This is a genomic window from Bacillus sp. FSL R10-2780, assembly GCF_038006125.1.
GTDB classification, from domain to species: domain Bacteria; phylum Bacillota; class Bacilli; order Bacillales; family Bacillaceae_G; genus Bacillus_A; species Bacillus_A cereus_U.
Genome location: NZ_JBBOUQ010000001.1, coordinates 952,111 through 968,357, shown reverse-complemented (window position 1 = coordinate 968,357; position 16,247 = coordinate 952,111). Strand labels below are relative to the sequence as shown.

Sequence of the window (16,247 nt, the reverse complement as noted above, 5' to 3'; positions counted from 1 at the left end):
ATAATGTGAGTTTAAAGAAAACACCTCAAAGAACTACTTTGTTCTTTGAGGTGTTATTTAATAAACATAATAAAAGATAGCTAACTCCTAATTATTCCCCAAGCAGCTTCTCAATCTCAACCTCTAAATCCACCGGCTTCGTTTGCGGTGCAAAACGCCCTACTACTTTCCCGTCTTTTCCAATTAAAAACTTAGTAAAGTTCCATTTCACAGCTTTCATACCAAGTAAACCTGGTGCTTGTTCTGTCATGTATGCATAAAGAGGATGAGCCTTATCACCTTTCACACCAATCTTTGCAAACATCGGGAAGTTTACACCGTAGTTCAATTCACAAAAACTTGTAATATCCGTTTCTGTACCAGGTTCTTGTCCCCCGAATTGATTACAAGGGAAACCGAGTATTTCTAGTCCTTGTTCTTGATATTTATCATATACTTCCTGTAACCCTTTATATTGAGGTGTAAATCCACATTTACTAGCTACATTTACAATGAGAAGTACTTTTCCTTCGTAATCTTTTAACGATTTTTCTTCTCCTGTTATTGTTTTAGCTGAAAAATCATAAACTGTCATTGTTCCTACCCCTCTCTTCACTATCATTCTATGTTTATACTATACTACATTAGTGAATATACGGCTCTTATTACAATACTTACACATTAAAATGATAGCGCTTTATTTTTGTTCAAAAATTCGACACAAATTACTAGACTTTAATGATGGAAAGTTTTACAATTGAATTGTGAACAAAATGTGACAGTTTGCATTATAAATTGTGACATTTTCAATTCCATTATAAAAGAAAAGGATGGTGTTGATTATGAAAACTGCACAACGTGAAATGATTTCAAATCGTGAGTTTTATTTCGTACTATATATGATGTTATTGTATGTTACTGGTTGGGTAATTGATGTAAATGGCTTATTCCTAAGTTCCTACTTTAATTTAGCAGGAGAGATTATTCTTCCCTTAGTTGGCGGCATTGTTGGACTGTTCGTTATGTTTATCAATAAAGAACAAACTAAATAACAACATTACATAAAGGCAGAAGACGAAATTTTCGTTTTCTGCCTTTTTCTTTTTTAGCGTATAATAAAAAACATGCAAGTATATAAGGAGTGGTAAGTATGAAAAAAGTAGAACAACTATCTTCTCATCTATATCTTATTGATGATTATGACTTACAACATGATGAACGCACAGGTACATACGTTTTATTAGGTGACGATATTACTTTAATTGAAACTTGTGCGGCCCCTTCTCTTCCCTATATTTTAGACGGCTTACAGCAATTACATATTAATTTAAATGATGTAAAAAACATTATCGTTACACATGTTCATTTAGATCACGCAGGCGCAGCAGGGTTAATGATGGAAAAGTGCCCAAATGCTACTCTATTTGTGCATCCGCGCGGGGCACGTCATATGATTGACCCCACAAAACTAATTCTTGGCGCAAAAGCTGTGTACAAAGAAGATTTTGATACACTCTTTGATCCAATTCTTCCAATTGAAGAAGAACGTGTTCACATTGTACAAAATGGTGATACATTAAAAATTGCAGAAGACCGTACACTTACATTTTATGATACACCGGGACATGCGAAGCACCATATTAGCATTCACGATTCAAAAACAAACGGCATTTTCACTGGTGATACGATTGGAATTTATTATAGGGAGCTAGCTGATCTTGGTGTAGAATTATATCTACCATCAACGTCCCCTTCACAATTCCAGCCAGATGCGATGATTGCCTCTAAAAATCACATTCAAAGTATGAATGTAGATACTATTTATTTCGGTCATTACGGCGCATCTGCCAATGTTACAGAAGTATATAGCCAACTTGAACATTGGTTACCCATTTTCGTTCATACTGGTAAAGATGTCTTTGAAAAATGTAATGATTTCGATGAGGCAACCAAAGCATTACAAACTTTATTAATGGATAAAATCTCTTCTCACCTTACAAAATTAAACGTCCCATCAAATCATTCCGTTTATAACATTTTACATCTAGATATAGAAATTAGCGCCATGGGCATTATTGATTATTTCACAAAGCAAGAAAAAACAAATTCCACTATTAAATAACGGCAAAAAAAGAGATATACAACAGTAGTTATTGTATATCTCTTCTTTCTTTGAATATATTTTTAGTAAAGGATGGTGGAATGCAATGCAAAAAGTGATGCTATACCTCTGCTTTACATTATTTATCGTCTTATTATTATTTGTCGGAGTAAAAATTCAATTTTATTTAGATACAGATGCGCAAGTGAACTTTAACCTTTATCCAAGGTTATTCTACTTTACACTCTTCCCTCTTTTAGTCGGCATTTTATTACGATTCCTACAATCAATTAATCGCGAAACGAGCAAACAAAACTGGAACTTTCAGCTGGATAAATTTATCGCTATTACGTTGCCTACACTATTCATTTCCTTTTCTCCAGCTCTACTCTTTTCACCACTTGGCGAATACCTACCTTATTTAACTAATATTATTCTTGTGAATACAACTTTCGTTACCATTATTAGTTTAATAGCTGGTTATTCACTATTAGATTGTTTTATACAAAAAGACAAGGAGAATAGTAAGGAATATAACTAAGTGATTTCCCACTTTCACTTTATTAAGCAAATCAAGTTAATTCTGCCCCTGACTTGTATGCAAAAGAGCCTAATGTTCAATTTTTAAGTGTCGTTGGTTATGGTGGTTTATTTATAAGTGCAATACTCCTTGTAAGAGTTGCTATACATGCGGTAAGGAAATTTAAGTAATAACAAAACGAGTATGAAATCGCATAGATTTTATACTCGTTTTTTATTGTTCATATATTTAATTGATAATAGGAAATTTATGTTAAACTAAAGAAAGTCGTGCACTAAATCAAAATACATTTCAAACAAGGGAGACTTATTATGAAATTAGGGACTTTCTCGTTTCTAACGTTTATCGCAAGTATATGTTCTTTCTTTGTTTTAAGAGGACCTAATGCGAATTTAACATTAATTATTGTGCTTCTAAGTATGCTTTCATTACTCGGTATTATTTTTGCGATCGCATCAAAGAATTGGCTATTTAAAATAGTTGGTACGGCATTAAATGGAGTAATACTAGTATTTGTATATTTCTTATTGCTAGCAAAAGGAATAGGTGGTTAATATATTTACGTTTCAATAAGAAAAGCTCACCTTTTCATCTACATACTCCATAAACTGTTCTGCTTTAATAAACCTTTCTTTATACGCTTCAGGTACTTCTTCTACTGTTATCCCACCACTCGATTTCGTTTTTACTAACACGGTTTGATATGCCATTAATGCTTCCATATATTGTTCATACTCTTCAGGAGTTAATACTTCTTTACTAGATTTATGGCCATTTAATTTATCAAAATACGGCTGAAGCTCCATTTCTACCTTTTTTAATCCCTCTTTTTTAGCTGGCGATAATTGATCATAATCAATATTACCATTCGAATCCCCGTACTCAAGCTTTGCATTCGTTAATTTCTTTAGTTCTTTTGTAAACTCTTCATATTCTTTTGCACCTATTTCATCTTTCGCTTGAGATAACTTTGCATTAAAACGTATGTATCCTTCTAATGTTATAGCTCCGGCATGCTTCTTTAAATTTTCAAACGACCCGTATATACCATCTGCCATAATAGATTGATAAGCAAAACCAGTTGTCGGAATTAAAAATGCGGCTGCAAGCACTCCTGCGATAAGGCGCTTCTTCCTTTTACTTCCACCGTTCTTCATTTTAATTTGAACGATTACTTTTTCTTTTAACTCTGGCGGGGCTATAATCCCTTTCGCTTCTTCTTGTATGGATTCCCTAACTCTACAATCTAAACTCATTTCACATTCCCTACCTCTCCTAAAAAGATTTCTTCTACTTGCTCTTTTTGACGTAGTTTCTTTAGTGCTGCATGAATTCTGGACTTCACGGTACCGATTGGAGTATGTAATATATGTGCTACTTCTTCTTGTGAGTAATCATGTAAGTATCTTAAGATAATAACTTGTTTCAATTTATATGGTAATTTATGAATGAGTTCAATTAATTTTTGGTTTGATATTTTACTTACAACATCGCTAGAAAAATCAATTTGTACTGGTTTTCTTTGCTCTTCTGCTTTTTTTACAATTCGCAGTCGCATCCACCTCTTTCTTCTATAAGAATGAATTTGTTTAATCGCAAGTCCAATTAACCATGGACGAAATGGCTTCTCACTATCATATTTACGAAGCGATTCATATAGCTGTATGTATATTTCCTGAACGACATCATCTATATCTGCTTTATCCTCTATTAAAAAATGTGCTGTCTTATATACTTCTTGAATCGTTTTATCATACAACTCACTATACGCTTCTTTATTGCCTGATAAAGTTAATTGGATTAGTTCTGTGTATACTGTTTCATCCTTCATATACCATCCCTCCTTTGTCCTACACTATATATTGGCAAGCAAACGATATTTCGTTCGATTTCTTTCAAAGATTTTTCAAATAAATTAATATAAGGATGCAATGGCTTCATAAGCTTCACTTATAACCCTGCATAACAATTATATAATTTCCCAATTCCTAATGAAGATTTAAAATAATATATATATTCAAATTTAGGAGGATGTATATGAAAGCTATCGTTGTAACTTCATTCGGTGGTCCTGAAGTGTTGAAATATACGGACATGGATATTCCTACATTTTCAGATAATCAAGTTTTAATTCGCGTTGTTGCTACTAGTGTTAATTTCGCCGATATTAAATCACGTTATGGCAAAAAAGGAAACAAAGCCTTACCTTTTATTCCAGGGATAGATGCAGCTGGTATTGTAGAACACGTAGGTTCTCATGTGAAAAATATTTATCCTGGCCAGCGTGTCATTACTTTTCCTCAAAATGGCTCTTACGCTGAATATGTTGTCGCGAACGAAAATCTTACTTTTGTATTACCTGATGAAGTTGATTTCCAAACTGCAGCTGCCTGCCCTATCGTATCTTTTACAAGCTACAATTTACTTGCAAATGTTGCAAGACTTCAGCAAGGTGAATCTGTTCTAATTCATGCCGCTGCTGGAGGAATTGGTACTACTGCGATTCAACTCGCAAAATTATTAGGGGCTAAAAAAGTAATCGGGACTGTCGGAAGTGAAGCAAAAAGAAAAATTGCTTTAGATGCTGGCGCTGATTATGTTATTTGTCATCAAGATGACGATTTTGTAGAGAGGGTAGGTCAGCTTACAAACGGAGAAGGCGTTAATATTGTTTTAGATTCTATTTCTGGTACTGTGTCCGAAAGAAGTTTAGACTGCCTTGCTTATTACGGTCGTCTCGTCCATTTCGGCAATGCTAGCGGAGAAGTTGGTAGTTTTCAAACGAAAGATTTACACGCAAGTTGCCGTTCTATACTCGGCTTCAGCTTTGGCACTACACGAAAAAAACGTCCTGAATTGCTTCAAGAAACTGCTAATCAAGTTTTCCGTTATTTACGCGATGGAAGTTTACAAATTAAAACTACGAAATCTTTTCCTCTTCAAGATGCAGGGAAAGCACATGAATGGGTCGAAAGTAGACAAAGTACAGGGAAAGTAATACTACACGTTCAGACAGCTCCCTAAAATGAATACATGAAATAGAGGTGTTATTCATGGGATCACGAATTATGCATATCATTATCGCTAACGGTATTGCTGAGAAACTTTCTATTCAAGATAAAACCTCTTTCTTACTTGGTGGTGTAGCTCCTGATGCTGTTCATTCAAAAGAAGAAAAAGGAACTTCACATTTTTACGCTGGTACAACGAAAAACTATACGAGAAGAATAGATTATGATTCATTTATTCATAAATATGAAGATCATATGGATGCCTCTTATATTTTAGGTTATTATACCCACCTCATTGCCGATGATAATTGGCTAAGTGGATTTTTTCTACCTTGGCTAAAAAACAGAATTGAGAACGACGAAACTATCGTGCCTATGTACTATAACGATTTTAAATTATTGAACGCACAATTGTTGCATCATTACGATAAAGAACAACAGCTCTTCGCCCTACTTAATCAAGAGGCTAACATTGTAAATATCGAGGAGATTTCTAGAGAGAATGCTTTAGCTTTTCGGCAATATATTTTTGAAGATATGCTGTACCCCGAGCAACATTTGTATGAAGACCTACAGGTGTTTACATTTGATCAAATCGTTGGTTATATTGAGACAGCTATTGAAAAAGGGACATTTTTTATCAAACAACTCTCTAATGAAAAATCCACTTCAAACATTTAATCCCCCTCATTATATATGAGGGGGATTTTGACATAACAATATCATTATTTGTTCTTTTCCATAACCGCAAAATAATTCCCTTCACTATCAGCAAAGTTAAACACTTTACCCGAAGGCATTGTTACCATTTCGCCAACTGTAACATTTTTATTTGTTAAATCTGTATATAGTTGTTCCAGATTTTCTGAGAAGAACATTAAAGACGGTGTACCAAGATTCAATTCTGGGCTCATTTTGGAGATAACCTCTTTATTATGTAATATGATACTCGTCTCAGCATCATTAGTTGGAGCGATTTCAATCCATCTCATTCCTTGATTGTTATCTTCCTCTGCGATTACATGAAACCCTACTTTTTCTGTCCAAAAATTTAATGCCTCATCTTGATTATTTACATATAACATAATTTGTCCGACTTTATGAATCATTTCATTTCCCCCTAATGGTTTTTATATTCTATGTAGCTTTCTACAATTACTATTGTTATTCCTTTTTCATTTATATGTACTTCTTTATGAAATTTATCGACTGGATCATTCCTTCACGTTCGTCAAAATAATCATTTCTTTCAATCATGTTATATCCATCAAAACCGATGTTATCTAATGTATGAAAAAACAAGTCGAAATCTACTTCACCATTTCCTGCTGCGACTTCTATATACTTACTTGAACTATCGCTTTTCAATTCTTTACAATCTTTAATATGCGTTTGTACTATATAATTTTTTAATAGCAATAAACTTTCTATCGGATTTTTATTTACATCACTTATTAAATTTGCTGGGTCAAAGTTAACAGCTAGTCCTTTTGAGTTTGTAGTTTCTAAAAATCTTTTTAACACTATTGCTTTTTCAGATCCCGTCTCAATAGCGAAGACTCCCCCGAATTTGAATGCTAAATTCCCTATTTCGTAACAGATTTGTTCCATTTTATTATAGTACTCACTTTTTTCATCATTTGGAATTCCCTCAATATGAGCTGTTATTATCCTTGCTCCCAACTCTAACCCTCTGTCAGTAATATATTTAAACCGTTCTATTGCACTGTCAACTTCCATTCCTACAATTCCGTTTTCTCCAAAATTAATCGCTAATGATGGGACTTTAATCCCATTAAAAGATAAGCTATCCTTTAAAGTAATCCATTCTAACTTTGAAATATTAGCTAAATTGAAATTCTCATTCATAGCATATAGTTGAATATATTCTAAATCCCATTCTCTCGCCTTTCTTATTCCTTCGTTTACTTCAATATGTTTCGTATTTAAAAACATTCCTAATTTCCTAGCCATACATGTACCTTCTTTTTATTATTTCGTATCATGTTAATATTCGACTTTTTTTATGTTACTTCCTTGTACAAACTAAACTAGAAATGCTACACCTTTATCAATATTCCCTGTAGAATCGTTAATATTTTTAAAGTTACGATAGATGAAATTTTAATCATCGTTAATAAAATTTCATCTATTATTCCACAAAAAAAAGACGTAACTACGCATAGTTACGTCTTTCCATTCATTTATCTAGGCTTTTTCTTACCAGTAAAAGCTGGTTTCTTTTTCTTTGGTGCTGGTGGTTTCGATTCTACAAATGTTCCTTTGAACATTTCTTGTTTCGTAAACACGATACCTAATTTTTTCGCAAATTGAAGTAATTTACGCTCTTCTTGTTCTGTTACAAGAGAAACGACTGTTCCTTCTTTACCCATACGTCCTGTACGTCCAGAGCGGTGAATATATTGGTCTACTGTATCTGGTAATTCTAAGTGAATTACGTGTGTTAAATCATCGATATCTAATCCACGTGCTGCAATATCAGTAGCAAGTAGAATCTCTAATTTCCCGCTGCGGAAAGCGCGCATCGTTACTTCACGCTCTTGTTTGCTTGCCTCTGCATGAAGTGCTGCTGCTTTCATTTTACGGAATTTTAGTTTTTGAGTAATTTCATCTAAACGGAATGGATCATTTAAGAAGGCAACTGCTTTTACATTTCCCATATGCATAACTCTTCTAATATAATCATTTTTTTCACGACGTTCACAAACGATATACGTATGTTCAACTAGGCTCTGTGCCTCTGAGCGTGTTACACGTACTAATTGTGGTTCAACTGTCAAATCACGTGCCGCATCTTCTGCAGCTTTTGTTATTGTCGCCGAGCAGAATACTAATTGACGATCACGCATCGTTGATTTAATTACATCAAGTACAGCACCCATCATCTTTTGTTTTACAATTTGATCAAACTCATCAAATACAATCGTTTTCACTTCATGCATCTTTAATTTTTTCATACGAATCAATTCTAAAATACGTCCTGGTGAACCGACAATAACTCTTGGGTGTTTCTTTAATTTTTCAACTTGGCGCTTAATATCCGCACCACCAATTAAAGACGCACCTGAAATATCAGTTCCTGCTGTAAACTTTTGAACCTCTTCATGAATTTGCATAACAAGTTCACGAGTTGGCGCTAAAATTACAACTTGAGGTTGTTTAATTTCAGGATTAATTTTATGTAAAAGTGGTAATAAGTACGCTAATGTTTTTCCTGTTCCAGTTGGAGATTCAGCTATAACGTCTTGTCCTTCTAAAATAGTTGGAATCGCTTGTTTTTGAATTTCAGTAAACTCTTTAAAACCAGCCTTTTCCCAAGCTTGTTGTAAAAATGGTTGCATATCTTTTATCATTTGTTTTTCTCCTTTATCTCTATTTTTGAAGAAAATGTTGTATTGTTCGCACCGTTTCTATCATGTGTGAAATAACAGCTATTAAATCATCAACATGGTCTTCTGTAATCGCTTTTTGAAATAGAACCTCTACCTTATTATGATATGAAATCGCTTGCTTATTATATTCGTATGAAATTTTCTGTGTAATCATTCGCTCTTTTCCCCAAATAGATTGCAATAAAGCTTCAATTTCTTGACATCCTATCTCTGGCTGTTCCATTTCGAACGAGAACGCTAACTTCATTTCACAACCTGGTATAAACTGAGGTACTTCTAATATTTCACCTGATAAATTCTTCGCATCAACAGATAGTGAAAATGTCGCCTCTACCAGCGTTTTAAATGTTTCTGTTAGTTGAAATGAAATACTATACATACGACTTAATGAAGCAAGATCCATCACATCTTTTCGATCTGTTACGAGAATATCACCGTGTAAATCGAAATCATAGACAGCTCCTTCCACAATTACCTTTAAATTTTCAAAAGCAGTTGGATCAAACATAATTTCCTCCAAAAAACAGGCGCCTTTCTATGGAAAGGCGCCACTTGATGTATATATAGTTTACAGATAAACGAGATGAATTACAACCTTTTAGAATAAACCTACTGCTTTTCCATCTTCATTTACATCCATTTGAAGCGCAGCTGGCTGTTTAGGAAGACCAGGCATTGTTAACATTGTTCCTGTTAACGCAACGATAAACCCTGCACCGATAGATGGTTTCAATTCACGAATTGTAACGATAAAGTCAGATGGGCGACCTAATTTTGTTGCATCATCAGAAAGAGAGTATTGTGTTTTCGCCATACAAATTGGTAGGTTACTCCAACCTTCCCCTTCATATTGAGCTAGTTGCTTACGTGCTTTCGGAGCAAATTCAATATCTTTTGCGCCGTACACTTTTTGAGCAATTGTACGAATCTTTTCTTCTAATGGTAATTCTAATTCATAAAGTGGTGCGTAGTTGTTTTCATCTTTTTCAATTTCTTTTAACACTTTCTCAGCAAGGTCAACTCCGCCTTGGCCACCTTTCTCCCAAACTTCTGTTAAGGATACTGCATAGCCACGCTCATTGCACCATTCTTGTAAGTATGTAACTTCTGCATCTGTATCAGTAATGAATTTGTTAATGGCAATTACGAATGGAACACCGAAGCTTTGAATTGTTTCAACATGCTTCTGTAAGTTTTCCATTCCTTTTGCTAACGCATCTACATTTTCTTCTTTTAATTGATCTTTCGCCACGCCACCGTGCATTTTAAGCGCACGAATAGTCGCAACAATAACTACCGCTTCTGGTTTAATACCAGCTGCACGTGCTTTAATGTCTAAAAACTTCTCAGCACCTAAATCTGCACCGAATCCAGCTTCTGTAATAACATAATCACCTAATTTTGCTGCCATCGTCGTAGCGATAACACTGTTACAACCGTGAGCGATATTCGCAAATGGTCCGCCATGAATGATAGCTGGTGTATTTTCTAATGTTTGTACTAAGTTCGGTTTTAATGCATCTTTTAATAGAAGTGTTAACGCACCTTCTACGCCTAAATCTTTAACTGTTACAGGTTGATTTGAAAAATTATAAGCGACAACAATGCGAGATAGACGAGCTTTTAAATCTTGAATATCTGTTGCAAGGCAGAATACGGCCATAATTTCAGATGCTACTGTAATATCAAAACCGTCTTCACGTGGCACACCTTGAACCGGTCCACCAAGGCCAATTACTACGTTACGAAGGGCACGATCATTTAAGTCAACACAGCGTTTCCAAACGATTTTACGCGTATCAATTCCAAGTGTGTTTCCTTGTTGGATATGATTATCAATGAACGCCGCTAATGCGTTATTGGCAGTTGTAATCGCATGAATATCTCCAGTAAAGTGAAGGTTAATATCTTCCATTGGTACTACTTGAGAATAACCGCCACCTGCTGCTCCGCCTTTTAATCCCATTGTTGGTCCAAGAGATGGTTCGCGAAGTGCAATTACTGTTTTCTTACCAATTTTATTAAAAGCTTGACCTAAACCAACTGTTACTGTTGATTTACCTTCTCCTGCTGGAGTTGGGTTAATCGCTGTTACTAAAACAACTTTACCGTCTTTCTCATCTTGTAAACGCTTAAAAATATCAAGAGATAACTTGCCTTTATAATGTCCGTATGGCTCTAGTTCTTCTTCTAAAATATTTAAATTAGCTGCAATTTCTTGAATCTTCTTCATACTTGCTTCTTGTGCGATTTCAATATCGGATTTAACTGTTGTAGTAGTTGTCATATACCCTAGTCCCCCTTTAATTGGTTCTGATGATATTGTATCAGTTTTTTGTATTTTCTGCACTTTTTTACCTCCTAAAAATTTTTTGATTTCGTTATACGTTTTTTAACATAAATACCCATAAGAACGTTAACGATTGTTGTAACTCTGTAGGTAGTTGACCTAACATCTTCTCATTTACTCCGCGCTTATATACGCCGGTGCCATCTACAACTTCAAATCCTTGTTCTTTTGCTAACTGTTCAAATTCCCAAGGCATCATCGTATTGCAAACAACATCTTTGCCGTATAGACGCGGATAACTATTCTCTCTCGGTTTTGCTGTCGGTCCTAAAATTGCAATACATGCGTATCCATTTTTCTTTAAAACACGCTTTATTTCATTTAATGCTCGCAATGGCTCCTCGGTCCATTCTAAAGAATTAATTGCCATAATTGCTTCAAATTTCTCATTTTCAAATGGTAATGAAGAAAGATCACCTTTTATAAAAGATAAGTTTGGGCCTTCTCCGCGTTCCTTACCCTTTTGAATCATAACTTCCGATAAGTCCACCCCAACCGCTTTGTACCCAGTAAGACTTAATTTATATGTACCATACCCATCACCACAGCCAACATCTAGCACTTGTACTTCCTTTTCCACGTACTGCTCAAAAAATGGAATGATTGTACTCCTGCTCCCGCTATCCCACATTTCTTGACTATTTTGATTCCAAAACTCTGCATTGTTATCCCATTTTTTCTCCGCCGATTCATGCCAATTAAACCTCGTCATACATTCCCCTACCTTCAGTTATTATCATTCATTTCATTCTACATCATTTTCCAAAATTCCTGTTTATCCCGCATTAACGGGCAGTAGAATTCGGCGAATGCGAGGAAGTTAGGTGGGAGATAACTGCCCGTAAAAGCCCGATTGGTGAGGGCTAATAATCAGTGGGGGATGGACAAAACCCCCACTGATTAAAGTTTCACTTTATCTTCATAAGGAGATGAACAGGATAACAACGAAATCTATTTTCTCCAATTTTTGCTTTACTTGGGTTTAACTCATACTCATGTTCTGTTCCTTATGAAAGATACTATAGATACACCCAATTGAAAGAGAGGGATGTACATGCGAAGAAAGAGAAATCATCATTTTAAAAGTGGTGAAAAAAACGAAGAGTATGCAGCTGAAATATCTCCAGCTGGTATTCCGATTAGACATGAGCGCAAAGAAATTGCAAATGAAATTGAAGGTACAAATACCGGTGCAATGATCGGCTATGTCGCATTATTTCTTTCGTTATTCTCCATTGCTTTTTATCCTGTTACACTCGGCTCCCTTGCTATTTTAGTTGGCTTATTAGCTGTCAATTTTGGGGCAAGAACACTTGGATATACCGCAATTGGTTTTGGCAGTTTTTCTGTTTTATTCACTCTACTATATCCGCTTGCTTTATCAGCGTTTTAAAAAAAAACACACCAAGTTATACTTGGTGTGTTCATTCATGATACAACATGATATGACCGCATCCACAACAATGCTTCGCTGTAATTTCTTGAAAAACCGGATAATTTTCTTCATCTCTATGCTCAATAAACACCTTTTCAAATCGGTACATGTTTGGCGCATATGCCCAATCTTGTTTCGTACGTGCATATAATGTTGAAGAAAAAAACTCCTCACCACCACAAACGATACATCCCTTCTTCATCAATACCCCTCCTATGCTTGTCTTACTTCATCTATATGAACATAAGCATAAAAAAAAGACCTTCTATTACTAGAAAGTCTTCTCTGAAACAAAAAGAAATGTACCGAATATACCTACTCCGCTATATTCTTTCGTAACACCAGCTTCTGTTTTATACGTTTGCTTTACAGTCATAAAGAAAACACCATTTCGTGCATCAATACTTTCAAACTGTAATTTCTCTTTTTTTTCATCTACATTTTGCGTGCATTCAAAGCTACTCTCGTCACATTTCAATGCATACTTATCCTCTAAATACAATTTAAAATCTGATTCTTTCGGACAAGTTATAAGTAATATCGCCACGAGAATAATACTTACAATACCCACAATTGTATAATATTTCTTCATTTGTTCTCCTTTCAAAAGACAAGAAAACTTGACTTCATGCGCCAAGTTTTCTTAGTCCACAACCCATTGCCACTCTTGTTCTTTCTTATCAAAAATGAGCCAACCCGTTTCTGTTGCTTCCGCTTTCAATTCATCGATATTATCTAGTACCTCATCCGTACTTTCGAATGATCCTACTACATATACCGGAATTTCAAGACCTCTTCTCGACTCAATTTTCCCCGCTAAATCAATGTATAACCCATCTTCCATTAACGGCATAAGCCCAAGGATAACTTCCTTTGAAATTGCTGGGAAAATTTTTGATTTTTGGAAGAAAGTAAAACGTTTCTTTCCAAACGAACCGAGTTTATATGGAATCACTTTACTTAGCATTCCTACAAAATCACCGATTCTACGGTAATACACTTTGTTGTACCAACCGTCATCATGTGAAAAATAAACGAATCTATTCTTCAACAATGGGAAGAACGTTCTTCCAAGTGGTTCTTTTTTGTGAGCCAAATATAATAATTCTGCAATTTCTTTTGGCTCTAACTCATCTAAATCGCTTGCATCATCGAAATCTACCCAACAAAATTCATCAAATTCATCAATCTCTGCTTGAATGAGTTTATGTATGTTTTCTTCCTCAACATATTCAAATAAAGTATGATAATGAAAATCTGTCCACTCAAAATTATGCTTTAAAAGCAATACTTGATGAAGCGGTGAAGGGATGTTACTTGCAAACTCTTTAAACGTAATTCCAGATGTAATAAAACAATGACCCCGACGATTACCATTAATATATATCATATTGTTTACTTGGTCAGATCCTCCAGACAAAGCACCTAGCCACCTTCGTTTTATATGTTTCAATTCTATAGCATATTTTAACATGAAAAATTTTAGAAACATAGAAAAAACTTCAAAAACTATTTACAATTTCATGTGTTTTATTACATACTGATTACAAGAAAAAACGCCTGCTCATAAGCAGGCGTTTTTAAAGGATATCATCTGGATTTTGAGGGTGATGATTCCCCTCTTTTTTTTCATCTTTTTGGAACATCGATTGAATTTTATCGATTGTTTGTGGAGCTAATTCAATTATTTTTTCTGCTAAATGTGTCGCATTTTGTAAATGAAGAATATTTACCCCATCTTTATTCACGACTAGAAATGCTACTGGTGTAATTGACACACCACCCGCACTACCGCCACCAAATGCAGGGTTACCATTCGCTCTTTGTCCATCATTCGTCTGGAAATCAGAACCTCCTGCTCCAAAACCGAACGCTACTTTAGAAACTGTTAACACTACACCACCGTCAGCCGTTTGAACAGGCTCCCCAACAATCGTATTTACATCGACCATTTCCTTTAAATTTTCCATCGCTGCTTTCATTAACCCTTGAATTGGATGATCCACCGTTCATAACCTCCTTTGTCATATCTTTCCTAGTTTTTCCGAAAGTTTGTGAACTAAACATAAAATTTTATATTGATTTCAAAAATATAAAGTTATAATATTTAGAAAAAACAAAAAAGAGGTAGTTTGTTATGATACGAAAATTAACAAAGAAAGATCATGAACAAGTATTTTCTTTTCTAAAAGAAGAAGTAGCCCTTAACTTGTTTATTATTGGAGATATTGAGGCTTTTGGTTACGAAACAGACTTTCAAGAGTTATGGGGAGCATTTGAAGAAAGCGGAACATTAAAATCTATTTTACTTCGCTTTCATGATGCGTTTATACCTTATAGTAAAGAAGAGTTTGTGGTTACTGACTATGAGGCACTTCTTTCAGCATATAAGCCGCTTAAACTCTCTGGCAAGTCAACTATTGTAGAAAGATTTGAAACTGCTCCAAGTATACAACTGGGGGCCAAAAATGAAATGTATTTTTGTGAATGTCTAGATGACAATAACTTACCTAACACACCAATTCATGAAACAATTAAACTTGCCTCACTAGATGATATAGAACGAATTATGCAATTACGAAGTAACATCTCTGAATTCCCGACCGCTAATGAATCAGAAAAAATGTTAAGGCAAGCTATCGAAACAACTACAGGACGTACATATTATATTGAAAAAGACGGTGCAATCATCGCATCCGCCTCTACTTCCGCTGAAAATTCATTATCCGCTATGGTAGTTGGCGTATGTACACATCCGAATTATCGCGGAAACGGATATGCTTCACTCATATTACAGAAAATGATTCAGGACTTTACGAAAGAAGGCCGAACACTTTGCCTATTTTATAACAATCCAACTGCTGGACGTATTTATAAACGACTAGGGTTTAAAGATATTGGAATGTGGACGATGTATCGTTAAAGAGCCGATTTATTCATCGGCTTCTTTTATTTATATTGTGCTATTCCAGCTTGAGCTATTTTCTCACTTCAAAGTCATAATTACTTGTCTTTCAACGAACCCAAAATCTTCGTACATTTCTTTCGCAAAGTTCCCTGCAAATACATTCAAACGAACTTCTGAATATTTTTCTTGTAGTTCTTTGATCCCAGCCTCCATTAATTTTCGTGATAACCCTCTCCCGCGATACTCTGAAAACACATACAATTCGTATATAAATCCAAGTTTTTCACGAGAAAAATAATCAGTATTTTCCCCTATTAATATCCATCCCATTACTTTATTTTCTTCTTTAATGACTAAATAATATGCTCCTTTTTCTATTATTGGCTCTGTAATTTCAATCGCTTTCTCCGTACTTAACTGACAATTTCCTCTCGTCCCTTCAAAAAGCGATTGAGCTGTATATTTTAATATTTCATTTGTATCTTCTTGATTTGCCTTTATTATCATTT

The 16,247-nt window shown here is 34.8% G+C and carries 22 protein-coding genes; 8 read left to right on the top strand and 14 right to left on the bottom strand.

The window, feature by feature from the left end:
* Nucleotides 1–91 precede the first annotated feature (91 nt).
* Nucleotides 92–574: a glutathione peroxidase gene (bsaA, locus tag NSQ47_RS05140; RefSeq protein ID WP_340823443.1), complete on the bottom strand. Its 483-nt coding sequence runs from the start codon at nt 572–574 to the stop codon at nt 92–94.
* A gap of 247 nt (nt 575–821) precedes the next feature.
* Between bsaA and NSQ47_RS05135 the strand changes: the two genes are divergently transcribed.
* The 4 genes from NSQ47_RS05135 (at nt 822) to NSQ47_RS05120 (ending at nt 3,175) form a co-directional block, all read left to right on the top strand.
* A complete protein-coding gene (locus NSQ47_RS05135) occupies nt 822–1,031 on the top strand; it encodes a DUF3925 family protein (protein ID WP_070128281.1) in 210 nt (69 codons plus the stop codon).
* Nucleotides 1,032–1,129: 98 nt separating this feature from the next.
* Nucleotides 1,130–2,101, top strand: coding sequence for an MBL fold metallo-hydrolase (locus tag NSQ47_RS05130; protein ID WP_340823440.1), 972 nt, complete (start codon nt 1,130–1,132; stop codon nt 2,099–2,101).
* Nucleotides 2,102–2,186: 85 nt separating this feature from the next.
* Entirely contained in the window at nt 2,187–2,621 is a 435-nt protein-coding gene (locus NSQ47_RS05125) for a hypothetical protein (protein ID WP_340823438.1), read from the top strand.
* 311 nt (nt 2,622–2,932) lie between these two features.
* The gene (locus NSQ47_RS05120; protein ID WP_078173750.1) at nt 2,933–3,175 is read left to right on the top strand and encodes a hypothetical protein; all 243 of its coding nucleotides are present in this window, start codon (nt 2,933–2,935) and stop codon (nt 3,173–3,175) included.
* A 12-nt stretch (nt 3,176–3,187) separates the two neighbouring features.
* On the opposite strand, the gene NSQ47_RS05115 is transcribed toward NSQ47_RS05120, so the two are convergent.
* Both NSQ47_RS05115 and NSQ47_RS05110 read right to left on the bottom strand, forming a co-directional pair.
* Nucleotides 3,188–3,877, bottom strand: a complete 690-nt coding sequence (locus NSQ47_RS05115; protein ID WP_341036282.1) for a DUF3600 domain-containing protein — start codon at nt 3,875–3,877, stop codon at nt 3,188–3,190.
* Nucleotides 3,874–4,452 (bottom strand): sigma-70 family RNA polymerase sigma factor, encoded by a 579-nt coding sequence (locus NSQ47_RS05110; RefSeq protein ID WP_002158094.1) that lies wholly within the window; start codon nt 4,450–4,452, stop codon nt 3,874–3,876. Before NSQ47_RS05110 ends, NSQ47_RS05115 begins: the two co-directional genes overlap by 4 nt.
* A 206-nt stretch (nt 4,453–4,658) precedes the next feature.
* Between NSQ47_RS05110 and NSQ47_RS05105 the strand changes: the two genes are divergently transcribed.
* Together NSQ47_RS05105 and NSQ47_RS05100 are read left to right on the top strand one after the other, a co-directional pair.
* Entirely contained in the window at nt 4,659–5,645 is a 987-nt protein-coding gene (locus tag NSQ47_RS05105; protein ID WP_340823433.1) for a quinone oxidoreductase family protein, read from the top strand.
* Between the two features lie 29 nt (nt 5,646–5,674).
* Nucleotides 5,675–6,313 (top strand): zinc dependent phospholipase C family protein, encoded by a 639-nt coding sequence (locus tag NSQ47_RS05100; RefSeq protein ID WP_340823431.1) that lies wholly within the window; start codon nt 5,675–5,677, stop codon nt 6,311–6,313.
* A gap of 44 nt (nt 6,314–6,357) precedes the next feature.
* Here NSQ47_RS05100 and NSQ47_RS05095 read toward each other — a convergent pair whose 3' ends face one another.
* The 6 genes from NSQ47_RS05095 to NSQ47_RS05070 form a co-directional block, all read right to left on the bottom strand.
* A complete protein-coding gene (locus NSQ47_RS05095; protein ID WP_070128275.1) occupies nt 6,358–6,741 on the bottom strand; it encodes a VOC family protein in 384 nt (127 codons plus the stop codon).
* 70 nt (nt 6,742–6,811) lie between these two features.
* Nucleotides 6,812–7,606, bottom strand: a complete 795-nt coding sequence (locus NSQ47_RS05090; protein ID WP_340823425.1) for a sugar phosphate isomerase/epimerase family protein — start codon at nt 7,604–7,606, stop codon at nt 6,812–6,814.
* Nucleotides 7,607–7,836: 230 nt separating this feature from the next.
* A complete protein-coding gene (locus tag NSQ47_RS05085; protein ID WP_002158100.1) occupies nt 7,837–9,006 on the bottom strand; it encodes a DEAD/DEAH box helicase in 1,170 nt (389 codons plus the stop codon).
* A gap of 19 nt (nt 9,007–9,025) precedes the next feature.
* Nucleotides 9,026–9,553: a hypothetical protein gene (locus NSQ47_RS05080; protein WP_002158102.1), complete on the bottom strand. Its 528-nt coding sequence runs from the start codon at nt 9,551–9,553 to the stop codon at nt 9,026–9,028.
* A 90-nt stretch (nt 9,554–9,643) separates the two neighbouring features.
* A complete protein-coding gene (locus tag NSQ47_RS05075) occupies nt 9,644–11,332 on the bottom strand; it encodes a formate--tetrahydrofolate ligase (RefSeq protein WP_340826893.1) in 1,689 nt (562 codons plus the stop codon).
* Nucleotides 11,333–11,426: 94 nt separating this feature from the next.
* The gene (locus tag NSQ47_RS05070; protein WP_340823423.1) at nt 11,427–12,107 is read right to left on the bottom strand and encodes a class I SAM-dependent methyltransferase; all 681 of its coding nucleotides are present in this window, start codon (nt 12,105–12,107) and stop codon (nt 11,427–11,429) included.
* 342 nt (nt 12,108–12,449) lie between these two features.
* Between NSQ47_RS05070 and NSQ47_RS05065 the strand changes: the two genes are divergently transcribed.
* A complete protein-coding gene (locus tag NSQ47_RS05065; RefSeq protein WP_001253195.1) occupies nt 12,450–12,788 on the top strand; it encodes a hypothetical protein in 339 nt (112 codons plus the stop codon).
* A 31-nt stretch (nt 12,789–12,819) separates the two neighbouring features.
* Here NSQ47_RS05065 and NSQ47_RS05060 read toward each other — a convergent pair whose 3' ends face one another.
* The 4 genes from NSQ47_RS05060 to ytfJ all read right to left on the bottom strand — a co-directional run bounded on the left by NSQ47_RS05060 (nt 12,820) and on the right by ytfJ (nt 14,836).
* Entirely contained in the window at nt 12,820–13,032 is a 213-nt protein-coding gene (locus NSQ47_RS05060; protein WP_002012518.1) for a hypothetical protein, read from the bottom strand.
* 69 nt (nt 13,033–13,101) lie between these two features.
* Nucleotides 13,102–13,422 (bottom strand): hypothetical protein, encoded by a 321-nt coding sequence (locus NSQ47_RS05055; RefSeq protein ID WP_002118741.1) that lies wholly within the window; start codon nt 13,420–13,422, stop codon nt 13,102–13,104.
* Nucleotides 13,423–13,473: 51 nt separating this feature from the next.
* On the bottom strand, nt 13,474–14,250 hold the full coding sequence (locus NSQ47_RS05050; RefSeq protein WP_002085994.1) for a hypothetical protein: 777 nt from the start codon (nt 14,248–14,250) through the stop codon (nt 13,474–13,476).
* Nucleotides 14,251–14,410: 160 nt separating this feature from the next.
* Nucleotides 14,411–14,836: a GerW family sporulation protein gene (ytfJ, locus tag NSQ47_RS05045; protein WP_002158105.1), complete on the bottom strand. Its 426-nt coding sequence runs from the start codon at nt 14,834–14,836 to the stop codon at nt 14,411–14,413.
* 131 nt (nt 14,837–14,967) lie between these two features.
* On the opposite strand from ytfJ, the gene NSQ47_RS05040 reads away from it, so the two are divergent.
* On the top strand, nt 14,968–15,753 hold the full coding sequence (locus NSQ47_RS05040) for a GNAT family N-acetyltransferase (RefSeq protein WP_340823420.1): 786 nt from the start codon (nt 14,968–14,970) through the stop codon (nt 15,751–15,753).
* 63 nt (nt 15,754–15,816) lie between these two features.
* Here the strand turns inward: NSQ47_RS05040 and NSQ47_RS05035 are convergent, their stop codons facing one another.
* Nucleotides 15,817–16,245 carry a GNAT family N-acetyltransferase gene (locus NSQ47_RS05035; RefSeq protein ID WP_341036281.1) on the bottom strand — a complete coding sequence of 143 codons (429 nt, stop codon included), beginning with the start codon at nt 16,243–16,245 and terminating at the stop codon, nt 15,817–15,819.
* Nucleotides 16,246–16,247: the final 2 nt, after the last annotated feature.

Excerpts from the sequence above, each read along its gene's own strand:
- NSQ47_RS05075 (WP_340826893.1), bottom strand. The coding sequence starts at position 11,332 with ATGACAACTACTACAACAGTTAAATCCGATATTGAAATCGCACAAGAA.
- NSQ47_RS05080 (WP_002158102.1), bottom strand. The coding sequence starts at position 9,553 with ATGTTTGATCCAACTGCTTTTGAAAATTTAAAGGTAATTGTGGAAGGA.
- NSQ47_RS05065 (WP_001253195.1), top strand. The coding sequence starts at position 12,450 with ATGCGAAGAAAGAGAAATCATCATTTTAAAAGTGGTGAAAAAAACGAA.
- NSQ47_RS05035 (WP_341036281.1), bottom strand. The coding sequence starts at position 16,245 with ATGATAATAAAGGCAAATCAAGAAGATACAAATGAAATATTAAAATAT.
- bsaA (WP_340823443.1), bottom strand. The coding sequence starts at position 574 with ATGACAGTTTATGATTTTTCAGCTAAAACAATAACAGGAGAAGAAAAA.
- NSQ47_RS05115 (WP_341036282.1), bottom strand. The coding sequence starts at position 3,877 with ATGAGTTTAGATTGTAGAGTTAGGGAATCCATACAAGAAGAAGCGAAA.
- NSQ47_RS05105 (WP_340823433.1), top strand. The coding sequence starts at position 4,659 with ATGAAAGCTATCGTTGTAACTTCATTCGGTGGTCCTGAAGTGTTGAAA.
- NSQ47_RS05095 (WP_070128275.1), bottom strand. The coding sequence starts at position 6,741 with ATGATTCATAAAGTCGGACAAATTATGTTATATGTAAATAATCAAGAT.
- NSQ47_RS05120 (WP_078173750.1), top strand. The coding sequence starts at position 2,933 with ATGAAATTAGGGACTTTCTCGTTTCTAACGTTTATCGCAAGTATATGT.
- NSQ47_RS05090 (WP_340823425.1), bottom strand. The coding sequence starts at position 7,606 with ATGGCTAGGAAATTAGGAATGTTTTTAAATACGAAACATATTGAAGTA.
- NSQ47_RS05070 (WP_340823423.1), bottom strand. The coding sequence starts at position 12,107 with ATGACGAGGTTTAATTGGCATGAATCGGCGGAGAAAAAATGGGATAAC.
- NSQ47_RS05125 (WP_340823438.1), top strand. The coding sequence starts at position 2,187 with ATGCAAAAAGTGATGCTATACCTCTGCTTTACATTATTTATCGTCTTA.
- NSQ47_RS05135 (WP_070128281.1), top strand. The coding sequence starts at position 822 with ATGAAAACTGCACAACGTGAAATGATTTCAAATCGTGAGTTTTATTTC.
- NSQ47_RS05085 (WP_002158100.1), bottom strand. The coding sequence starts at position 9,006 with ATGATAAAAGATATGCAACCATTTTTACAACAAGCTTGGGAAAAGGCT.
- NSQ47_RS05110 (WP_002158094.1), bottom strand. The coding sequence starts at position 4,452 with ATGAAGGATGAAACAGTATACACAGAACTAATCCAATTAACTTTATCA.
- NSQ47_RS05060 (WP_002012518.1), bottom strand. The coding sequence starts at position 13,032 with ATGAAGAAGGGATGTATCGTTTGTGGTGGTGAGGAGTTTTTTTCTTCA.
- NSQ47_RS05055 (WP_002118741.1), bottom strand. The coding sequence starts at position 13,422 with ATGAAGAAATATTATACAATTGTGGGTATTGTAAGTATTATTCTCGTG.
- NSQ47_RS05100 (WP_340823431.1), top strand. The coding sequence starts at position 5,675 with ATGGGATCACGAATTATGCATATCATTATCGCTAACGGTATTGCTGAG.
- NSQ47_RS05040 (WP_340823420.1), top strand. The coding sequence starts at position 14,968 with ATGATACGAAAATTAACAAAGAAAGATCATGAACAAGTATTTTCTTTT.
- NSQ47_RS05130 (WP_340823440.1), top strand. The coding sequence starts at position 1,130 with ATGAAAAAAGTAGAACAACTATCTTCTCATCTATATCTTATTGATGAT.